Source organism: Streptomyces sp. LUP47B, from assembly GCF_001746295.1.
GTDB lineage: Bacteria > Actinomycetota > Actinomycetes > Streptomycetales > Streptomycetaceae > Streptomyces.
Genome location: NZ_MJAH01000001.1, coordinates 1,012,851 through 1,027,551, shown reverse-complemented (window position 1 = coordinate 1,027,551; position 14,701 = coordinate 1,012,851). Strand labels below are relative to the sequence as shown.

The 14,701-nt window shown below is 71.2% G+C and carries 16 protein-coding genes; 8 read left to right on the top strand and 8 right to left on the bottom strand.

Features of this window, described 5'->3' with window-relative positions; all coding sequences use genetic code 11:
* Nucleotides 1-51: 51 nt before the first annotated feature.
* From BFN33_RS04585 to BFN33_RS04570, 4 genes are all read left to right on the top strand, one after another.
* Nucleotides 52-462 carry a hypothetical protein gene (locus tag BFN33_RS04585; protein WP_069758515.1) on the top strand — a complete coding sequence of 137 codons (411 nt, stop codon included), beginning with the start codon at nt 52-54 and terminating at the stop codon, nt 460-462.
* Between the two features lie 79 nt (nt 463-541).
* Nucleotides 542-2,875, top strand: coding sequence for an FHA domain-containing protein (locus BFN33_RS04580; RefSeq protein WP_069758514.1), 2,334 nt, complete (start codon nt 542-544; stop codon nt 2,873-2,875).
* Between the two features lie 7 nt (nt 2,876-2,882).
* Entirely contained in the window at nt 2,883-3,431 is a 549-nt protein-coding gene (locus BFN33_RS04575; protein WP_069758513.1) for a hypothetical protein, read from the top strand.
* On the top strand, nt 3,421-4,398 hold the full coding sequence (locus tag BFN33_RS04570) for a serine/threonine-protein kinase (protein WP_069758512.1): 978 nt from the start codon (nt 3,421-3,423) through the stop codon (nt 4,396-4,398). The genes BFN33_RS04575 and BFN33_RS04570 overlap by 11 nt, the downstream gene beginning before the upstream one ends.
* Here the strand turns inward: BFN33_RS04570 and BFN33_RS04565 are convergent, their stop codons facing one another.
* A complete protein-coding gene (locus tag BFN33_RS04565) occupies nt 4,399-4,812 on the bottom strand; it encodes a nuclear transport factor 2 family protein (protein ID WP_069758511.1) in 414 nt (137 codons plus the stop codon).
* Between the two features lie 45 nt (nt 4,813-4,857).
* A complete protein-coding gene (locus BFN33_RS04560; RefSeq protein ID WP_069758510.1) occupies nt 4,858-6,135 on the bottom strand; it encodes a streptophobe family protein in 1,278 nt (425 codons plus the stop codon).
* 173 nt (nt 6,136-6,308) lie between these two features.
* On the opposite strand from BFN33_RS04560, the gene BFN33_RS04555 reads away from it, so the two are divergent.
* The gene (locus BFN33_RS04555; protein ID WP_069758509.1) at nt 6,309-7,526 is read left to right on the top strand and encodes a DUF6777 domain-containing protein; all 1,218 of its coding nucleotides are present in this window, start codon (nt 6,309-6,311) and stop codon (nt 7,524-7,526) included.
* Between the two features lie 87 nt (nt 7,527-7,613).
* Entirely contained in the window at nt 7,614-8,072 is a 459-nt protein-coding gene (locus BFN33_RS04550) for an ATP-binding protein (protein WP_069758508.1), read from the top strand.
* A gap of 66 nt (nt 8,073-8,138) precedes the next feature.
* Here the strand turns inward: BFN33_RS04550 and BFN33_RS04545 are convergent, their stop codons facing one another.
* Together BFN33_RS04545 and BFN33_RS04540 are read right to left on the bottom strand one after the other, a co-directional pair.
* Nucleotides 8,139-9,035: an RNA polymerase sigma factor SigF gene (locus BFN33_RS04545; RefSeq protein WP_069758507.1), complete on the bottom strand. Its 897-nt coding sequence runs from the start codon at nt 9,033-9,035 to the stop codon at nt 8,139-8,141.
* 220 nt (nt 9,036-9,255) lie between these two features.
* The gene (locus BFN33_RS04540) at nt 9,256-10,035 is read right to left on the bottom strand and encodes a class I SAM-dependent methyltransferase (protein WP_069758506.1); all 780 of its coding nucleotides are present in this window, start codon (nt 10,033-10,035) and stop codon (nt 9,256-9,258) included.
* An 88-nt stretch (nt 10,036-10,123) separates the two neighbouring features.
* On the opposite strand from BFN33_RS04540, the gene BFN33_RS04535 reads away from it, so the two are divergent.
* The gene (locus BFN33_RS04535) at nt 10,124-10,552 is read left to right on the top strand and encodes a helix-turn-helix domain-containing protein (protein ID WP_069758505.1); all 429 of its coding nucleotides are present in this window, start codon (nt 10,124-10,126) and stop codon (nt 10,550-10,552) included.
* A gap of 18 nt (nt 10,553-10,570) precedes the next feature.
* On the opposite strand, the gene BFN33_RS04530 is transcribed toward BFN33_RS04535, so the two are convergent.
* The 3 genes from BFN33_RS04530 to BFN33_RS04520 all read right to left on the bottom strand — a co-directional run bounded on the left by BFN33_RS04530 (nt 10,571) and on the right by BFN33_RS04520 (nt 13,132).
* On the bottom strand, nt 10,571-11,173 hold the full coding sequence (locus BFN33_RS04530) for a ClpP family protease (RefSeq protein ID WP_069758504.1): 603 nt from the start codon (nt 11,171-11,173) through the stop codon (nt 10,571-10,573).
* A 1-nt stretch (nt 11,174) separates the two neighbouring features.
* Complete coding sequence (locus tag BFN33_RS04525) at nt 11,175-11,798, bottom strand: ClpP family protease (RefSeq protein ID WP_069758503.1); 624 nt, start codon at nt 11,796-11,798, stop codon at nt 11,175-11,177.
* Between the two features lie 122 nt (nt 11,799-11,920).
* A complete protein-coding gene (locus BFN33_RS04520) occupies nt 11,921-13,132 on the bottom strand; it encodes an epoxide hydrolase family protein (RefSeq protein ID WP_069758502.1) in 1,212 nt (403 codons plus the stop codon).
* A 125-nt stretch (nt 13,133-13,257) separates the two neighbouring features.
* Between BFN33_RS04520 and BFN33_RS04515 the strand changes: the two genes are divergently transcribed.
* Entirely contained in the window at nt 13,258-13,740 is a 483-nt protein-coding gene (locus BFN33_RS04515) for a VOC family protein (RefSeq protein WP_069758501.1), read from the top strand.
* A 28-nt stretch (nt 13,741-13,768) separates the two neighbouring features.
* Here BFN33_RS04515 and BFN33_RS04510 read toward each other — a convergent pair whose 3' ends face one another.
* Entirely contained in the window at nt 13,769-14,668 is a 900-nt protein-coding gene (locus tag BFN33_RS04510) for a hypothetical protein (RefSeq protein ID WP_069758500.1), read from the bottom strand.
* Between the last annotated feature and the right edge of the window lie 33 nt (nt 14,669-14,701).

The window sequence follows — 14,701 nt, the reverse complement described above, 5'->3', positions numbered from 1 at the left end:
CGAAAGCGAGGCCCTGCCGCCAGGTGAACGGAGCAAGCGGGGGAGTGGATCGTGCACGACGAATTCCTGTGCCATGTCACGGGGTACGGCATCTGCGACGGGCGGCGCATCGGCGTACCTCTCGGAACCTATCGCGCACCCACCCTCGCCCTCGCCCTGTGGTGGTTACGCGACCGGGCCTCGTGGATCGCCGACCGATTAGACCCGCAGCCCGAGGCCGAGTACTTCCCTGCGGGCGCCCTCGCTCCCGTCGCCGGTACCGTGCTCGACGTGCCGGCCGTCATGCGGGCCTGGTGCGCCGACCTGCACCAACAGGATCTGGTCGCCGACGAGTTGGCGGCCGGTCGGCTGGTCCGGATCGCCGCCAGTGACGACACCACCGAGTACGAACTGCTCGCCGAGTCCGTGGACGCGGTGAGAATGCACCGGACGGCCTCGGCGCTCTTCACGCCGGTCGCCTGAGCCGGGCCGGTGCCCTCTGTGCGCGCCGCCCGATCCGCTCCGCCGGGCGGCAAAGGTGGCGAATCGGTAGAATCTTGGCATGGCGGAGCGGCCGGTCGCACCGACGGCGCCCGAGCTCGTCCTGGAGACCGACACCGGCTCCACGGTGATGAGCCCGGGCCACGACTACCATGTCGGACGCGACCCGTTGAGCGACATCGTCATCGACGACGCCCGGGTCTCCTGGCACCACGCGGTGCTGCGACCCGAGGCCGACCACTGGACCCTCGCGGACGAGAACAGCACCAACGGCACCTTCGCCGACGGCCGCCGCGTCCGCGAGCGGGACGTCGGCCCCGGCAGCGTGATCCACTTCGGCAGCCCCGCCGACGGCCCCTGCGCGGTCCTGCTGGGCCGCCTCGCCCCCGAGCGCCCGTCCGCCGTCTCGATGCCGGGCCTGACCGGCACCTTCCGGCGGCCCACCGCCGTCCGCCCGCTGCCCACCCGCACGGTCCGTATCGGCCGCGCCGACGACAACGACCTCGTCATCGACGACCTCGTCGTCTCCCGCCACCACGCCGAGCTGCGCGCCCTGCCCGACGACAGCTACGAGATCGCCGACCTGGGCAGCCACAACGGCACCTATCTCAACGGCCGGCCCGTCACCGGCGCCGCCATCGGCCCCGGTGACATCGTCGGCATCGGCCACTCGGCGTTCTGCCTGGTCGGCGACACACTCCAGGAGTACGTCGACACCGGCGAGGTCTCCCTCGACGTCCAGGACCTCACGGTCGCCGTCGACCACGGCCGCAAGACCCTGCTCGACCACGTGTCCTTCCCGGTGGGGGAGAAGTGCCTGCTCGCGGTCGTCGGCCCGAGCGGCGCCGGAAAGTCCACCCTCCTGAACGCCCTCACCGGACAGCGTCCCGCCGACCACGGCACCGTCCTCTATGACGGTCGCGACCTCTACCGCGACTACGCCGAGCTGCGCCAGCGCATCGGCCTGGTCCCGCAGGACGACATCCTGCACGCCCAGCTCACCGTCCGCAGCGCCCTGTCCTACGCCGCCGAACTGCGCTTCCCGCAGGACACCGCCAAGGCCGAGCGCCGGGCCCGGGTCGACGAGGTCATCCGGGAACTCGGCCTGGAGCAGCGAGCCACCCAGCCCGTGCACAGCCTGTCCGGCGGCCAGCGCAAGCGGGTCAGCGTGGCCCTGGAGCTGCTGACCAAGCCCTCCCTGCTCTTCCTCGACGAGCCGACCTCCGGCCTCGACCCCGGTATGGACCGCTCGGTGATGCACATGCTGCGCGGCCTCGCCGACGACGGCCGCACGGTCATCGTCGTCACCCACAGCGTGCTGAGCCTCGACGTCTGCGACCGCCTCCTCGTCCTCGCTCCCGGGGGCCGGATCGCCTACTACGGCCCGCCCGAGGACGCCCTCGCCTACTTCGGTTTCGCGCAGTGGCCCGAGGCGTTCGAGGCCTTCGAAAGGGACCAGGAGCGCGACTGGGTGGGCGACTTCCGCCTCTCGTCCTTCCAGCACCAGTACGTCGCCGAGGCCACCGCACAGCCGCGGATGCCCCGCTCCGAGCCGGTCATCATCGCGCCCCCGCCGAGGCCCCGCAGCCGCGGCGCCCAGCTCGGCACCCTGATCCGCCGCTACAGCGCCGCTCTCGGTGCCGACCGCACCTTCCTCGCCATCATGATCGCCCTGCCGTTCGTCATGGGCGCCATGGCACGGGCCCTCGCGGGCGGCCGACTCACGCAAGAGACCGCGATGAACGCGCTGCTCATCCTGTGCGTCGGAGGCGTCCTCACCGGCGCCGCGAACGCCGTGCGCGAACTGGTGAAGGAGCGGGTCATCTACCAGCGCGAACGAGCCGTCGGCCTGTCCAGATCGGCGTATCTGATGTCCAAGGTCGTCGTGCTGGGCACGATCACCGTCGTGCAGGCGGTGGTCCTGACCTTGGTCGCCCTCCTCGGGGTCGACCTCAACGCGCCCGGCGGCGAAGGCGTGTTGATGCCGCCCCTTGCCGAGATCACCATCGCCGTCGCCCTGCTGGGGTTCACGGCGATGATGCTCGGTCTGCTCGTGTCCGCGCTGGTGCGCAAGGAGGAGGTGACGATGCCGCTGCTCGTGCTGCTCGCCATCGTCCAGGTCGTCTTCTGCGGGGCCCTGCTGCAGCTCGACGGTGTGCCCGGCTTGGAACAGCTGTCCTGGCTGGTGCCCTCGCGCTGGGCCCTCGGAGCGATGGCCGGCACGATCGGCCTCGCCCGGATCGTGCCGGGCGACCTCACCGCCGATCCGTTGTTCAAGCACTCGGCGGGCGTGTGGCTGCTGAACATCGGCATGCTCGTCGTCCTCTCCGTGCTCTTCGGCTACGTCGTCTCCCGGCTGCTGCGCCGCCACGAGCCCGCGGTCATGCGGAAGTAGGCCGCCGATGACCACCCCCGACTTCCGGCCCACCCATGTCGTCCCCGGCCAGGGCATGCCCGCCTGGGACGCCCCCGACCCGGCCCGCCCCACCGTCCCCCTCGACCCGCTCCTGCCCGTCCAGCTCCTGGAGCGACGCGGCGACTGGGCCCACGTCCTGTGCGCCAACGGCTGGTCCGCCTGGGTCGACGGCCGCCACCTGGTCGCCGTACCGCAGGATCCCCCCGCCTCCGACAGCCCGCTGACCCGCGCCGCCGACCCACGCCCCCTGCTGGCCCGCGCCGACGAGGCCCTCGCCCGTTACCGGGCCGCGGTCGAGGAGCTGGCCGGCGGCGGCCTCGACGGGGAGGCGTTCCGCGGGCGCACGCGGGGACTGCGGATCGGGGTGGTCGTCGACGGGGAGCACATGTGGCTGTACGACGCCCAGCACGGACGCTGGGTGTACGCGGACGGGACCCGGCTGAACACCTACGCCACCGATGACGGGCCTCAAGCGGACGGGCCACAAGCGGGCGGACACGCCCCCACCCAGGTCGTGACGCGCGATGGCACGTGAGACCAGCCTCTTCTCCGGCAGCCCCTCCGAACTGGTCGGCAGACAGGTCGCGAGCTACCGCATCGAGCAGGAGATCGGACGCGGTGGCATGGCCGTCGTCTACCGGGCCCGGGACCTGCGCCTGGACCGCACGGTGGCGCTGAAGCTGCTGGCTCCCGAACTGGCCCGCAACGACACCTTCCGCAACCGCTTCAGCCACGAGTCCCGGGTGGCCGCCGCGATCGACCACCCGCACATCGTCCCCGTCTTCGAGGCGGGCGAGACGGACGGCGTTCTGTACATCGCCATGCGGTACGTCGCCGGCAGCGACCTGCGTCATCTCCTGGACCGCCAGGGCCCGCTGCCCCTCCCGACCGCCTTGCGGATCGCCGCCCAGATCGCCTCCGCGCTCGACGCGGCCCACGAGCACGGGCTTGTCCACCGGGACGTGAAACCCGGCAACATCCTGGTCGCCCGCGGCACCGACAGCGACCACCCCGAGCACACCTACCTCACCGACTTCGGCCTCACGAAGAAGTCCCTGTCGCTGACCGGGTTCACGACGGTCGGCCAGTTCGTGGGCACCCTCGACTACGTGGCCCCCGAGCAGATCTCGGGCCGCCCGGTCGACGGCCGCTGCGACGTGTACGGCTTCGCCTGCGTGGTCCATGAGTCCCTCACGGGCCACCCGCCCTTCCGCCGCGACGACGACATGGCCCTGCTGTGGGCCCACCAGTACGACGCCCCGCCCGCCCTCTCCGAGTCCCGCCCCGGCCTCCCCGCACCACTCGACGCGGTGTTCGCCAAGGCCCTCGCCAAGGCGCCCGAGGACCGCCACGACTCCTGCCTGGCCTTCGTCGCGGCCCTCCGCTCGGCGGCGACGGGCGCCCACCCCCCGACGGAGGTCGCCCTGCCGACCGCGGAACCACCGGCAACCCGGCCGAAACCCCCACCCGGCTGGGCGGAGCCGGTGGTCCGGGGGTGGTAGTCAGCGCCGGCCCAGGCCGTTCAACGGCGACTTCCGCGCCAGCACCCTGCGGTGGCTGATCCGCCACCGCGCACCCACGCGGATCACGGTGTCCTCGTACGTGACGGAGCCGCACGAGCCGTCCGCCATGACGCCGAGGCCCTTGGACCGGGCGTGGACCCGGTCGTCGGTGATCTCCTCGACGAGCACATTGGTGACGTGGTGCGCCACGGGGTTTCCGGCACCCAGAGCCAGGGCCGCGTCCTTGACCGCGACGAGCCCGGTGAGTTCACCCTGGCCGAAGTCGGACACGTCGTAGACGACGTCCGCGGTGAAGACCTCGTCCATCCGGTCCAGCGCCCCGGCGTCCACCAGGTGCCCGTGCAGCGCGATCAACTCGGTCACGGCCAGGCGGTCTTCGAGAGCCAACGGCATGCGGTGCCCTTTCCTCGGCTGAGCGCACCCTGCCACGCCCCCGCGTCACGCGTCAGCCGGTTTGATCTCTCCTTTGCGTCGCACCGGCCGTGCCAGCAGGGCGCCGAGGAAACCGGTGACCAGGCCCCACAGGGCGCCGAGACCGACCGCCGCCCAGAGCTCCGGCTCGAGGAACAGCTTGCCGCCCAGGCCGCCCCCGAGGTCACCGATGCCGAGTACCGACAGTCCGTACTGGGCGGAGATCCGGCCCACGAGGCAGATCATGAGAACCGTCAGGGCGAGGGCGACCGCCATGTGCACGGCGTGCTGCCAGGCGCGGACCCGGGCGGGTGAGCGGGCCGCCATCAGGAACGCCACGGCGAGCAGCAGGACCGCGTCGACGACCACCAGCCACCAGACGCGGCCGTCGTGCTCGGCGAGAGTCCGCAGATTCAGCGTGGCGGTGTCCTTGGAGCGCAGCACCTCGTCCAGGAGGTGCGGCATGGGCAGTCCGAAGGGCCCTTCCACCCGGCCGTTCCAGGTGGCGCCGAGGCCGATGGTCAGGGTGAGCCAGACCAGGTTCGGCATGCCCAGCAGAATCACCGCGAGCGTCTCGCGGGCATGGCCACGCGTCACGGCGACGACGAGGGCGATGAGGGTGCCGAGGACGACGTAGGCGAGCAGCAGGACGACCATGGCGTGTGCGGCCGGCCGTACCGACTCCTGGAACGGCACCAGCCGACCGGGCAGCGGAGCCCTGGCCGACACCAGCAGGGCCAGCAGCAGTACGCCGGCCATCCACAGCAGGCCGAACAAGAGGGTCTGCGGCACGTCCGTGGTGAAACCGACCTCGGGGGAGACACCGAAGAGATCTCCCAGGTCGCTCAGCGTGTCGTCGCCGAGGGAGAGCTTGAACGTCTGGCGGGCCGCGTAGGCCAGGGCGAGGAGCGCCGCCAGCCACACGACGGCGATCCGGGCCGCCCATCCGGCGAGCTCCCGGCCGGCCGCGACCGCCCGGTGCCGTAGCGGGCGCAGAAAGCCCGCGCCGAGCACCAGCGCACCGGTCAGACTGACGGAGAGAGGGATCACGGTGAGCCCGGCCTTGGTGTCGGCGAGCCCTCCCGCGCTTCCCGACAGCTTGATCGTGCCCCCGACCGCGGTGACGACGGTCGCCGCGACGACCCGGGGGAAAGCGTTGTCCGGAAGGTCGGACGCACCCGCCGCCCACAGCCCCAGCGCGGCCACCACCCCCATGGCGCCCAGCGCGACCAGGACCGTGGCCACGGCCTGCGCCCAACCGTGGCGAGCGACGACTGCCTGGTCAAAGGGGGGTTGCGGGATCACCCTGCCACGCTAAGCAGCCCCGGCACCGGGCGCCTGCCGGGAGGTCCGTCCGCGTCCGCTTGCGGGCGGCACAGGGCCGGTGCAGACAATGGGTAGGGCACGGAAAATGCGGCTGAATCGGGGCAAAACGCATCGCGGCCGCAGGAATCCCGAGTCGGGAAGAAGAAGAGCTCGTGAGCGTCGAACCTCCGTCCTCCGGCCGTCCCACGGGGCCGCCCTCAGGCCCGCTCTCGGGCCCCTCGCAGCCGCCTTCGGGCCCGCCTTCGCAGCCCCCGGACAGCAGCGGCGGGGCATCCGCGCCCGAACCCCGCCGCCCCTGGTGGAGGTCGGCGCCGCGCGTCGCGGTGATCGCCGCCGCGGTGGTCGCCGCCGTAGTCCTCGCGGTTGTCTTCACCCGCTCCGACGGCGGCTCCACCTCGGCCGGCGGCGACGGCGAGGTCTTCCTCCAGGCCGCCGCCAAGACCGGCCCCGACCCCTTCACCGAGTCGACCGCGAAGGACAGCTCCGTCCCGCCCGTCTCCGCCTCCCCGACGGACACCTCCGAGCCCGCCAACGCCGTACGCGGCGTCGACGGCGGCGCCCCCGGTCTCTACGGCGGCACCCGCAACGTCTCCAGCTGCGACGTCGAGAAGCAGGTCAAGGCCCTTCAGGCGGATCCTTCGAAGAACAGGGCGTTCGCCTCGGTCGCCGGCGTCCAGCCGACCGGAGTCCCGGCCTATCTGCGCTCGCTCACACCCGTCCAGCTGCGCATGGACACCCGCGTCACCAACCACGGCTACCGCGACGGCGGCCCCACCAGTTATCAGGCCGTCCTCCAGGCCGGCACCGCCGTCCTCGTCGACTCCCACGGCGTGCCCCGCACCCGCTGCGCCTGCGGCAACCCGCTGACACCGCCGGTCGCCCAGCAGACCACGCCGAAGCCCACCGGCGACACCTGGTCGTCCTACCAGCCCTCGAACGTGGTCGTGGTCGCACCCTCCACGACGGTCATCAACATCTTCGTGATCTACGACCCCGACCATCACGACTGGATCGCCCGGCACCGCGGCGACACCGGGGGCAAGGACCACAAGACCCACCCGCCGGTCAGGCCCTCCCCGTCGGTGAGCGTGTCCACGCCACCCCCGACCTCTCCGTCGCCCTGCGTCTCCACGTCCAAGGGAGCCACGCCCTCCGGATCGGCGAGTCCCTGCCCGCCGACCTCGACCGCCCCGTCCTCACCGGCCCCCAAGACGCCCTCCTCGCAGCCGCCCACCAGCGAATCCTCGAGTGACGAGCCCTCCACACCCGACTCCTCGGCACCGAAGTCGTCGCCCCAGGCCTCCGACACCACGCCCGGCACCACACAGTCGGCGTCCCTGTCCAGCGGTCCGGTGTCCTGGGTGATGTGACGCGTCACCTGGACTGCGGCGCGTGGCTCGGGGTACGAGCACTGGTGCAGCAGCGTCCGGCCAGTCCGGCTTCCGAGAGAGAAACGCATGATCGAGCACCTGGACGGGGCAGTGATACCGACTGGTTTCGACGTGCCCGTGGAACCCCTACGGCGAGCGGCGCACTACACCGGGGAGCCGGGAAGTATCGCCGAGGCGCGGTCGTTCGCCGCGGACTTCCTCGGCAGGCTCAGAACCGAGTGGTGTGCCGCCATCGGTGACCGCACCGAGGAGGAGGTGCTCCTCGTGGTGAGCGAACTCGTCACCAACGCCGACCGGCACAGCAACGGGCCGTACATCCTCGAGCTGGAGGGCACCGACGCCACGGTCACCGTCACGGTCTACGACAGCAGCGCCACCCTGCCCCGCAGGTTCCCGCGGGATCCTCAGCGCGTGGGCCGGCACGGCCTGGAGATCGTGCACGTGCTGGCGCGCGAGGTCGCGGCGGAACGCGTACCGGTGGGCAAGCGCGTCAGGGCCGTCCTGGGCTTCAGCAGCAAGGAATGAACCCGCCCGGTCGTGCAGCGGGTGCCGTCCTGGGACGGCACCCGCTTTTCGCGCTGTCCGTATGCGTCAGGCGCAGCCCAGCTCGCCCAGCATGCCCTCGCGCAGCCGTGTGATGATCCGCTTGATCAGCCGGGACACATGCATCTGCGAGCAGCCGAGCCGCTCACCGATCTCCGACTGGGTGGCCTCCTCCACGAACCGCATGTGGATGATCTGCCGGTCGCGGTCGCTGAGCTCGGCCATCAGCGGGGCGAGTGACTGGAAGTCCTCGACGAGCCGCAGCCCGTCCTCCTCCACACCGATGAAGTCGGCGAGCACCGCTTCGCCGCCCTCGGGGCCGTCGCCGGTCAGGGCCGCGTCCAGGGACGAGGAGTTGTAGCCGTTCGAGGCGATCTGGGCCTCGATCACCTCGTTCTCGGAGATGTTCATCAGGGTGGCCAGTTCGGCCACCGACGGGTCCCGGTCCAGACGGCTGGCGAGCTCCTCGCGGGCCTTGGCCAGCTCGACGCGCAGCTCCTGCAGACGCCGGGGGACGTGCACCGCCCAGGTGGTGTCACGGAAGAAGCGCTTGATCTCGCCGACGATGTAGGGCAGCGCGAACGACGTGAACTCGACCTCCCGGGACACCTCGAACCGGTCGATCGCCTTGATCAGGCCGATCATGCCGGTCTGGACGATGTCCTCCATGTCGTCCCCGCGGCCCCGGAACCTTCCGGCTGCGAAGCGCACGAGCGACATGTTCATCTCAATGAGGGTGTTGCGCGCGTACTGGTACTCGTGCGTCCCCTCCTCGAGCTCGGTCAGACGGTGGAAGAACTGACGGGACAGCTCCCGCGCGTCCCGCGGTGCGACGGCCCGCGGTTCTTCGACTCCCGGCAGCGGTGTCTCACCCGTCCTGGTCCCGCTGGCGTGCTCGGCGACCTGTGCCTCCGAACGGTTCACGGCGGTGACGACGGTATGCATTACCTCTCCCACGAAAGTCACGGCTCGACGTCTGCCTCTTCGGCCTGGGTTGTCTCGGGTCCTGCGGATGGCGCGCCCCACCGTGTACCCGGAACGCGACGACATATGCGTCCCCGGGCCACCGGCAGACCAACCGCCCGCAGCTCCCTCACCTTGCGCGTACCCGAGGAGTGACGACGCATGCCCGGCAAGTCGCCGGGTGGCGCGAAATCGACGCTGCTCAGGGACCGACCCGGGTCGCGACGATCAGCTCGTGGAGGTACCGCTTGGTGACACGGCCGCCGTGGCGCGACTCGATCAGGTCCCCGATGCAGGCCAGCAGGCCGTCGCGGCGGGTGCTGTCGAGGGCCCGGTGGCCCGAGTAGGTCAGGAGAACGTCGATGTACTGGTCGGTGGTGTAGGTGATGTCCTGCTCGAAACGGGTCACCGTGACCTCAGCGAAGCGCGGGCAGCTCTCGAACTCCTCCGTGTCCGAGGGGATCTCCGACGACGGCTGGAGGCGCAGCCCGGGCGGTGTGGCCGGATCCCAGCGTTCGTAGCAGTCCTGGGCCCGGGCGAAGAAGTCGACGGAGCCGCCCGCGACATGCGAGGTGACGACCACGGCGAGGTGCCCACCCGGGCGCAGCGCGGCCGCGGACTTCTCCACGCGGACCGCCGGGTCGAGCCAGTGCCATGCGGTGGCACAGGCGACCAGGTCGAAGGGCTCGTCCGGCAGGGGCCAGCCCTCGAAGTCCGCGTGGCGCACCTCGACACGGGGGAAACCGGCCAGTTGCCGCCGGGCGACCGCCGCCATCGCGTCCCCCAGTTCCACGGCGGTGATGCGGCAGCCGGACGCGGCCAGGGCGCGGGTGAGCTGGCCGGTCCCGGGAGCCACCTCCAGGACACGGCTTCCAGGGCCGAGGCCCGCCACCCGGGCCATCTCCGAGACCAGAGCCGGCGGATAGCCCGGTCGCGCCCTGTCGTAGAGCTCCGCCGCTTCGTTGAACGTCTCGCGCAGCACCGGGTTCCGCACTTTCCTGTCGGACGATTCCACCCAGGGCAGAATGCCGCACCCTTCCCATGGCGGCCACGGAATTTAGGCTGGGCCGGTGAGCAATGAAGCGCCGAACCAAGCCCGCGTGATCCCCCTGCGCCCGCAGTCCGTGCGCCCGGGGACCGCCCGCCCAGTGTCCGAACGCCCCGCCACGACCCCGCCGGGAAAGCCCGCCGACAGGCAGACCAGGGAACCCCTGTGGCGTGACCTCGTCGGAGACGTCCTGCGTCGCGAGCGTCTCGCCCAGGAGCGCACGCTCAAGGACGTGGCCGACGCGGCCCGGATCTCGATGCCCTATCTCTCGGAGGTGGAGCGCGGCCGCAAGGAGGCCTCCTCGGAGGTTCTCGCGGCCGCCGCCAACGCCCTGGGCCTCGGCCTCGGCGATCTGCTCTCCCTGGCCCAGGGTGAGCTCACCCGGCACTCGGCGCGCAGCCGCCGTGCGGTGCCGGGATCGCCGTACAACGGGATGTGCCTGGCGGCCTGAGACGGCGGGGCCGGTGCCTCAGACCGTCACGAGGCGCCGGCTCACCACCTCGTCGGCCAGCCCGTACTCCACGGCCTCGTCCGCGGTGAACACCTTGTCACGGTCCATGTCCGCGCGCAGGGTCGCGATGTCGTGGTGGGTGTGGCGGGCCAGCACCTGCTCGACCTGGGAGCGGATGCGGACCATCTCCTTGGCCTGCAGGGCGAGATCGGAGATCGCGCCGCGGCTGCCGCCCGAGGCGGGCTGGCCGAGCAGCACGCGCGCGTGCTCCAGCACGAGCCGTCGGCCGGGATCCCCTCCGGCCAGCAGGACGGCCGCGGTGGAGGCCGCCTGGCCCACGCAGAGCGTCGAGATCGGCGCCTGCACGTAGGTCATCGTGTCGTAGATCGCCATCAGCGAAGTGAACGAGCCGCCGGGGGAGTTGATGTAGATCGAGATCTCGTTCTCCGGCGCCGCCGACTCCAGATGCAGCAGCTGCGCGATCACGACGTTGGCCACGCCGTCGTCGATCTCGGTGCCGAGGAAGATGATCCGCTCGGACAGCAGCCGGCTGAACACGTCGGAGGACCGCTCGCCGTGCGCGGTCCGCTCGACGACGTACGGAATCGTGTAGTTCGCCATGTCACAGCCCCATCCGTCGCTTGGAGGCGGCCGGGCGGACGTCCGCAAGGGACTCCAGGACCCGGTCCACCATGCCGTACTCCCTGGCCTCCTCGGCCGTGAACCAGCGGTCGCGGTCGCCGTCGCGGGCGATGGTCTCCGGTGTCTGGCCCGTGTTCTCGGAGAGGAGTCGCTCCATGGTCTGTTTGCTGTGATCCAGGTTCTCTGCCTGGATCAGGATGTCGGCGGTGGTCCCGCCGATGCCCGCGGACCCCTGGTGCATCATGATCCGGGCGTTGGGCAGGGCGTACCGCTTGCCGGGGGTGCCGCCGCAGAGCAGGAACTGGCCCATGCTGGCCGCGAAACCCATGGCGAGCGTCGACACGTCGTTGGGAATCAGCCGCATCGTGTCGTAGATGGCGAGGCCCGCGTACACGGAGCCGCCCGGACTGTTGATGTACAGGCTGATGTCGGTGCGCGGGTCCTCCGCGGACAGGACAAGCAGCTGGGAGCAGACGCGGTTGGCGGAGACCTCGTCGACCTGGGTGCCCAGCAGCACGATGCGCTGGGCGAGGAGTTGGGCGGCCAGTTGGTCGTCGAAGCGGGTGGGAGGGGTGTCGCCCTCCTCGGCCCTGATGGAAGTCATGGGCTGTCCTCGTGGTCGTAGGGATGCCGTCGGCTCCACTGTTGACCTCGGACGATGCCCCGAAGCGGTTTCTCTGCCGGTGGCAGATTCGCCACCGGCAGAGCGCGGGCCCCGCGGGGACCTCAGTCCTTCTCGCGCAACTGCCGGAAGAACGCCCGCACGTCGTCGACCAGCAGGTCCGGTTCCTCCATCGCCGCGAAGTGGCCGCCGCGGTCGAACTCGGTCCAGCGCACGAGGTTCTCGGTGCGTTCCGCCTTGTGCCGCAGCGGGATCTGGATCTCGGCCGGGAAGACGGCGAGGGCGGTCGGCGCGGTCGACGGTTCGGTGGGCCGGGCGGCCCTCGCGCCCGTGGCGTGCGCCCGCTCGTAGTAGATCCGGGCGGCCGAACCGGCGGTCCCGGTCAGCCAGTACAGCATGACGTTGGTCAGCAGCCGGTCCCGGTCCACGGCCTCCTCGGGCAGCTCCGCGGAGTCGGTCCACTCCTGGAACTTCTCGACGATCCAGGCGAGTTGGCCCACCGGCGAGTCGGTGAGCGCGTAGGCGACGGTCTGCGGCCGGGTGGAGTGCAGAACGGCGTAGCCGGTGCCCTCGCCCGACCAGGCGCTCCACCGGCGCCACGACTCCAGCGCGCGCTCCCGTTGCTCCGGTGGGAGGGGGGCGAGTTCCTCCTCGGTCGGTTCGTGCGTCGCCTGAGCGCCCGGCAGCAGATTGAGGTGGACGCCGATGACCCGCTCGGGGTGGGCGCGGCCCAGCTCCCGTGAGATCGCCGAGCCCCAGTCGCCGCCCTGAGCGCCGAACCGCTCGTAGCCGAGCCGCGTCATCAGCTCGGCCCACGCGTCGGCGATCCGGCCCGCCTCCCAGCCCGTGTCGGCGGGCGGCCCCGACAGTCCGAAACCGGGGATGCTCGGTACGACGACGTGGAAGGCGTCGGCCGGGTCGCCGCCGTGGGCCACCGGATCGGCCAACGGGCCCACCACGTCCAGGAATTCGACGATCGAGCCAGGCCAGCCGTGCGTGATGACCAGCGGGGTGGCGTCCGGCTCGGGGGAGCGGACGTGGGCGAAGTGGACGGTCGTCCCGTCGATGACGGTCGTGAACTGCGGCCACTCGTTCAGCCGTGCCTCGGCCGCACGCCAGTCGTAGGAGTGCCTCCAGTGGTGCGCGAGTCCACGCAGATAGCCGGCCGGCACCCCGTACGCCCAGCCGGTGGCCGAGAGGTCGTCGGGCCAGCGGGTGCGGTCGAGCCGGTCGTGGAGGTCGGCCAGGTCGCTCTGCGGAATGTCGAGGCGGAAGGGCAGGACCGGGTCCGGGTGCTCTGTGGGCGCAGACGTCATGCCCGGATGCTAGTGCGCACCGGTGTATCGGCCATCTGGATTAACCGGCGGCCCGACCGATGAGTTCCGCGGCGAGGATCGGTCGACACAGATGACGGACGTTCTCACCACCCCAGGAGGTACGCATGACCACCGAAGGTTTCACCACTTGTCTCTGGTTCGACGGCCAGGCGGAGGAGGCCGCCCACTACTACGTCTCCGTCTTCAAGAACTCCAGCATCGGGGAGATCGCCCGCTATCCGGAGGGGGCGCCCCAGCCCGCCGGCAGCGTGCTGACCGTCGAGTTCACGGCCAACGGCCAGCGGTTCCTCGCGCTGAACGGCGGCCCCGAGTTCAAGTTCACCGAGGCCGTCTCCTTCATGGTCTTCTGCGAGAACCAGGAGGAGATCGACTACTACTGGAGCAAACTCACCGAGGGCGGTGGCGAGCCCGGCCCCTGCGGCTGGCTCAAGGACAGGTACGGCCTGTCCTGGCAGGTGGTACCGGACCGGCTGCAGGCCATGGTCACCGACCCGGACCCGGCGAAGTCGGCCCGGGTGATGAAGGCGTTCATGGCCATGAGCAAGTTCGACGTCGCCGCCCTGGACAAGGCCTACGCGGGCGAGTGAACACTCCTCGAACGCTCACGAACCGTCCTCAGGACGCCCCGATCACCCGCGTGATCTCCCGGGCGATCCGCAGGATGCCGGGGGAGCGGGCCGGACAGGGCCTGGGCGTGGACGTGGTGGGCGCCAGACAGAAGTGCAGATAGTCCTTGTCGAGGTGCAGGGCGGTGCGGTCGCGGTCCGGCTGGGTGCAGTAGTCGGCATGCTCGTGCTCGTAGGAGGTGCACGGCAGGTACTGCACCCAGGTGTACCGGGACCCGGCGGGTGCCACCGTCGCGCCCGCGTCGGCGACGACGTCCCCGGAGGCGGCCGCCTGCTCCTCGTACAGCTCGTTGACGCGCCGGACCCGGTCGGGGGTGATCGGGTCCGGGCCCTGCGCCACCCACACGATCCGTGGCCGTCGCTCACCGCCCGCCGCCGCGATCTGGTCGGTCAGCCGGCGAAGGTCGGCCCGGTACCTGCTGAAGTACTTCTGCGGCGAGGCGGCATGGCTGATCCCGTCCATGCACCACGTGTAGCCCCAGGCGTTGCCCCAGAACTGCAGCACCACGAAGTCCGGGTGCTGCGCGCGGACCAGCGCGGCCGCCTTGTCCCGGTCGGGCACCAGCGACCTCTTCCCGGTGCCCTCCAGGTAGTCGCACGGCGTGGTCCCCGAGTACGGCGCGCTCGTGTACGTCGCCCGCAGGTCCCGGCGCAGCTGTTGCCCGAGGACCTGCTGGGCCTCCATGGCGAGCGAGTCGCCGAGATACAGCACACGCGGGGCGACGACGGCCGCGGAGGCGCTCGGGGAGGCCTGGGCGCGCTGATGCGTGGTGGCCGCCCGGGAGACGTCCGGGGTCGGTGGCGCCGTCTCCGGTCCGTCCGACGGGTCGCTGCAGGCGCCGAGCAGCAGGACTGCGGTCAGTACCCCCACGATCCACGATGTCCGCATGCGCGACTCCCGCCCCGGTCGCCGAAAAACGGT